This window comes from Halobacillus sp., assembly GCF_049282395.1.
GTDB lineage: Bacteria > Bacillota > Bacilli > Bacillales > Halobacillaceae > Halobacillus.
On the sequence record NZ_JBAPTY010000229.1, the window covers coordinates 1 to 3,999 of the forward strand.

At 44.7% G+C, this 3,999-nt stretch carries 4 protein-coding genes; all 4 read right to left on the reverse strand.

Features of this window, described 5'->3' with window-relative positions:
• Positions 1 to 85, reverse strand: an 85-nt coding sequence (locus tag WAM07_RS10070) for a universal stress protein (protein ID WP_422166506.1), incomplete at its 3' end; no start/stop codon positions are given.
• An 806-nt stretch (positions 86 to 891) separates the two neighbouring features.
• Positions 892 to 1,959, reverse strand: coding sequence for an FUSC family protein (locus tag WAM07_RS10075; RefSeq protein WP_422166502.1), 1,068 nt, complete (start codon positions 1,957 to 1,959; stop codon positions 892 to 894).
• 325 nt (positions 1,960 to 2,284) lie between these two features.
• Positions 2,285 to 3,580 (reverse strand): glutamate-1-semialdehyde 2,1-aminomutase, encoded by a 1,296-nt coding sequence (locus WAM07_RS10080; RefSeq protein WP_422166504.1) that lies wholly within the window; start codon positions 3,578 to 3,580, stop codon positions 2,285 to 2,287.
• Between the two features lie 204 nt (positions 3,581 to 3,784).
• A complete protein-coding gene (locus WAM07_RS10085) occupies positions 3,785 to 3,871 on the reverse strand; it encodes a YjcZ family sporulation protein (protein WP_085030712.1) in 87 nt (28 codons plus the stop codon).
• Positions 3,872 to 3,999 lie beyond the last annotated feature (128 nt).

Below are 3,999 nucleotides of genomic sequence, written 5' to 3' on the forward strand. Positions count from 1 at the left end.
GCAGACGGGCTAGTTCGGCTGCACGTTCAGCTGTTCGGACGGAATGTCCAGATCCGTCTGCAGCTAATAGTATTTTCTTATACATAGAATCCCCCTGTTTTCATTACATCTGCGGTTATTTTAACAAGTATGACTAATTCCATGAAAACCTAACACAAATGTTTCATGATAATAAGCTATTTTCACAAGCACTTTATTAAACAATCGGACCGGATTGTTTAATACTCGATTTCGAGATATTGGGTGGAGAAAGGGGCTTCAGGGAACGACTCGCTTTCCGTGGCTCTGCACGACGCAGGGTCGTTCGACGTTGCCACAGGACGTGGCGATCTTAGTCGAACATCCCTTGCGCTTAGTCTCCTCAGGCTGGCGCCTTCCGGGGCCTCACCTGTCATGTTCATCCCGCAGGAGTCTTCGCCGTCCCTTCCGCCCCTTTGCGATCATGGAGCGCTCAAAATCCTGTACGTAAATGCCTTCATATGAGGAAGGATAAACCTATGTGATCAACGCTAAATACCACTGTACAGGGGATAAACACCGCTTTAGTAGCATATAAGATGATTTAAGGTTCCCACTTTTTTCTTGGCAGGTCCGTTCGCAAAATTATAGTTGGGTTAGTGGGGAAATGAGGAGACTCCCGCGGGAGAAGGAGCGAGGCGAGACCCCACAGGGAGTGAAACGACCGAGGAGGCTTGCCAGTTACCCGCAGGAAAGCGAATTATTTCCCCACCAACCCGCATCCCCATTTTAGTAACGGGCCCAACTATCTCGAAACCAAGTCTTCAATAAACGGGAGCTTTACTTTAAAACCACCTTGGAGCTTTAAGGGAGGTTACATAAAAAAGCTCAGAGGGGAAAATTCTCTGAGCTTTGGGTATAGCGCGTATATCTTTATTTATCTGTGGTTTGAATGTAATCGTTCTGGTGGTGGCTTTGGTAACTTTTTAGTAATCTTTTCAACTTCTCGAGCTGGTAGTGATATTCCATCAACTGGGAAGCTAAAGGTAGAAAGACCAGCTTGTCAGGATTATTGGTCTGTTCATAGACATGCATCAGCCGCTCCACCAGGAGAGGAATATTGGGCTCCTCAATTTGACGCAGTCCTTGTTTATGGGTGCGCTTAATTCTGCCTTTCAAGCTGAGAACCAGTTTTTCATGAGCATTAATCAGCTTGTCCAATTCATGCACAAGGGCATCCTGGAAATCCTCCGGAATCTGCTCAATTTTGTGATCCAGTCTGTAGAAAGCCTTCAATACATCGAAAGATTTCTTCGTGGTCGTGATCAACTGGCGGAAAAGAACCATTTTTCTTCCTTTTGAAAAACCTCTGCCTTTAAGATAGGTTCGCTCTTCGGAATAAAGAAGGTACGTATGGTCTGTCCAGCGTAGATCATCCTGGATACGTACGATTTCATATTTTAAGGCTGGTTCATCTGACAACTGCCGGGTGGTGACTCTGAGCCATTGAAGAATATCCGTCGTAGCCAGATCGATTTTCTTGAATAGCCGTGTTTCATACCGCGGCGGCAGAAACACTAGATTCACGATAAATGCAGCTAAGATTCCTAAGATCATGGAAGAAAAACGAGAAGTCGCAAAGTACATAAATGTCTGATCGGTAGAGTCCATCAGGGCAATGACAGCCACAACCGCCAGAGCAACCGTGTTTTCATTCATTTTTAAAGTAGTCGTAAAACCGATGACGAGTATGATCGCAAACCCAACGACAAAGGGATCGTTCCCAAGTGTAAATACGGCGACTACTGCGATAAGGGCTCCAATGGTATTTCCCTGGAGCTGTTCGATTATGGATTGATAAGATCGATAAATGGATGGCTGGATTGAAAAGACAACGGCAATACCTGCAAGTAATGGGGAAATAAATCCAAAAAGATTCCCAATATATAGAGCTATAGCTACAGCAAGCCCAGTCTTCATCATACGTGCGCCAAGTTTCATAGCAAACATCTTCCTTCAATTAAAATAAACAATGGATTTATTATAACGCATTTTATGTAAAATCGTACCTAAAATTATTCCAAAATTAATGAGAAAAAAGAATGGAAACAAAAGAAGAAGCTAATGCGAAAAAACGCATTAGCTTTAAAGGGGGCTCTAGTTCTCACCAGAACCTTGAAAAGGGAAAGAAATGAAACAAAGATCATAATTCAGTAGAGTTTTCAGAATTATAAATCTATTTTAGCATGATAATTTAGAATTTTCAATTAATTCTAGGAGTTTTATATAAAAAATTCCGGAGAAGTGAATCCCCGGAACTGAATAGTTACTCTTTACTCATAATCTGGAAAGTGCGATCGATCGCTTGAAGTGTCTGGTCAATATCCTCATCCGTGTGGGCAGTGGTTAGAAACCAGGCTTCATATTTAGAAGGGGCCAAATTGATACCTTCAGCGAGCATAAGTTTGAAGAAACGGGCGAAACGATCGCCGTCTGTGTTCTCGGCCTGCTCGTAGTTTGTAACCTCTTCCTCCGTGAAGTAAACGGTTAAAGCCCCTTTTAGTCGATTGATCGTTAGCGTGATGCCATATTGGCGAGCGCTTTCAAGTATGCCTTTTTCCAATTTTTCACCAAGACGGTCCATTTCTTCATAGACGCCTTCTTGCTGGAGAACTTCTAAGCACGCAATTCCTGCGGACATTGATGCGGGATTACCGGCCATGGTTCCGGCCTGGTAAGCAGGACCCAGAGGGGCAACTTGTTCCATAATATCTGCACGACCTCCGTAAGCTCCTATCGGAAGACCTCCGCCAATAATTTTACCCATGGCTGTCATATCCGGTTCAATGTCGAGAAGCTGCTGGGCACTTCCATACGTAAAACGGAAGGCTGTAATGACCTCATCGTAAATAACCAAGGAGCCTGCTTCGTGAGCGAGTTCATTCACTTCTTGGAGGAATCCAGGTTTAGGTTCCACAATACCAAAGTTTCCGACAATCGGCTCGACAAGCACTCCGGCAATCTCATCACCATAGCGAGCGATAGCCTCTTTAAAAGGTTCAATATCATTGAAAGGAACGGTAATGATATCCTGAGCAATCGAAGCGGGCACCCCGGCTGAGTCAGGTGTGCCGAGTGTTGACGGTCCTGAACCGGCAGCGACCAGTACAAGATCAGAGTGGCCATGATAACAGCCGGCAAACTTAATGATTTTATTTCGTCCAGTATAGGCACGGGCAACACGAATGGTTGTCATGACTGCCTCAGTCCCTGAATTTACAAAGCGGACTTTTTCCAGGGAAGGAATGGCTTCCTTGAGCATTTTCGCAAACCGATTTTCAAGTACGGTCGGTGTACCGTAAAGCACTCCATTTTGGGCAGCCTTCGTAATCGCCTCCGTTATGTGAGGGTGGGCGTGTCCCGTAATAATAGGCCCGTAGGCACCTAAGTAGTCAATATACTCATTACCGTCCACATCATAAAAGTGTGAACCTTCTCCTCGGTTCATGTAGACGGGGGTGCCGCCGCCAACACCTTTGTAAGCGCGGGACGGAGAGTTTACACCGCCTACGATATGTTCAGTTGCTTCTGTGTATAATTGTTCGGATGTTTTTATATTCATAGTTACCTCCTTACTGACATTCAGTATTCATTGTAGCACGGACGCCCGGAATGTAGGGATGGGCTGCACAAAAAATACCCTTCCCATTATAGGAAGGGTATTTTAAGAATGTTTTAATGATTAACCGCCGCTCGTGTGCGTAAGGAAAAAAGCACCTCGCTAATCACTTATGGTGGTTATTCGGTGCTTTTTACTGGAATGATTTTAGTATAGGAACGCTGCACCAACGATGATTAGAAGGATGAAAAGAACAACAATCAGCGCAAAGCCTCCGCCATATCCGTAACCCATTCACAATTCCCCCTTTCCGCTGTTTACTGTATCTTATGCTGCAATGAAGAAGAGGGGTGTGTATTCGCCCGGTCTCTGAAATAAACAAACGTACCCCTAAAAAATCCCACCACAGGTCATCCATAATC

Coding starts and splice junctions, on each gene's coding strand:
- WAM07_RS10085 (WP_085030712.1), bottom strand. CDS start 3,871: ATGGGTTACGGATATGGCGGAGGCTTTGCGCTGATTGTTGTTCTTTTC.
- WAM07_RS10080 (WP_422166504.1), bottom strand. CDS start 3,580: ATGAATATAAAAACATCCGAACAATTATACACAGAAGCAACTGAACAT.
- WAM07_RS10075 (WP_422166502.1), bottom strand. CDS start 1,959: ATGAAACTTGGCGCACGTATGATGAAGACTGGGCTTGCTGTAGCTATA.